General features: G+C 63.9%; 2 protein-coding genes. Both read right to left on the bottom strand.

Going from position 1 to position 1,024, the window contains the following annotated elements:
• Nucleotides 1-175: 175 nt before the first annotated feature.
• Nucleotides 176-535 (bottom strand): hypothetical protein, encoded by a 360-nt coding sequence (locus BSP109_RS16840; protein WP_101602083.1) that lies wholly within the window; start codon nucleotides 533-535, stop codon nucleotides 176-178.
• Nucleotides 532-825, bottom strand: coding sequence for a hypothetical protein (locus BSP109_RS16835; RefSeq protein WP_101602082.1), 294 nt, complete (start codon nucleotides 823-825; stop codon nucleotides 532-534). The genes BSP109_RS16840 and BSP109_RS16835 overlap by 4 nt, the downstream gene beginning before the upstream one ends.
• Nucleotides 826-1,024 lie beyond the last annotated feature (199 nt).

Raw genomic sequence — 1,024 nt, 5'->3', positions numbered from 1 at the left:
TACTCTCGTGCACAGGCTCGTGGTCCTCTGAGATTCGGATGTCTTGACAACACCCATCACAGCAGGACCACGAGCCGTTCTACGTCAACGACGCGACGCTCCCCATCACCACGAACCGGGAAGAGCCCCTTAATCTTCGATGTGCTATTTCGGTTCGACGGAGTTAGGCTTCCGATTACCAACCTTCGTCGAAGAGGAAATCGCCTGCGCAGCCGTAGTCCGTGCACCAGTAGTACGTGATCACGATGTTGGAATCGGCGTCTGCGGCTTCGCCCGCTTCGAACGTCGACATGCCGTCTAGGGTGATTGCCTCGACGGTGTTCTCGGTGTGGTTGAGGTTGTTGAACCAGAGCTCGGTGCCCTGCTCCAGGTAGATGTTCTCGAACCCGGCCTCCTGTAGCTCTTCGATGACCGCGTTGGCGTCCTGTTCGAGGTAGTCGGACGACGCACGGGGCATCTCGATGGTGCTGCTGCACCCGGCCATCGCCAGCATGAGGGCGGCACCGGAGAGCGCCGCCGCGGCTCGACGGATCATCGGGCGACCTGCTGGGCTGCCCCGCGGCGCTTCGACACCGCGCGGCCGACGAGCCAGGTCAGCACCGCGCCGCCCACGACGGCTCCACCAGCGAACCAGGGGACAGCGGGGGCGTTCGGCGTGATCGCCAGGCCGAGGAGTAAGCCGACGAGCAAGCCGCCGATGCCGCCTGCGAGCCCGAGGAGGAGCACGAGACCGACGCCCGGCTTCGGCGCCGGCAGCAGCGTGCGGACGAGGAGTGCGGCGACGAACGGGCCGACGATGGCGATGGCTAGAAGCAGGATCATCATCAGGGGTTATTGCCTCTCATTCGCGGCCGGATGCGCTCCGACCGGGGGTTTGCATGGGTCACAAGTCACAGATGAATATTCGCTTCTTTGGGGTCCACCAGTCGTGTGTTTGGGGGCCACTGCGCTGATCGGCCGATAGTGCGCGTGGGGACCACTCATGGCGTGCTTAGGGACCACCGTGCTTAGGCTCCTTCCGTCG

This window comes from Brevibacterium sp. Mu109, assembly GCF_900169375.1.
Taxonomy (GTDB): domain Bacteria; phylum Actinomycetota; class Actinomycetes; order Actinomycetales; family Brevibacteriaceae; genus Brevibacterium; species Brevibacterium yomogidense_A.
Note: the sequence above shows the minus strand (reverse complement) of the source record. Positions and strands in the feature narration are given on the sequence as shown.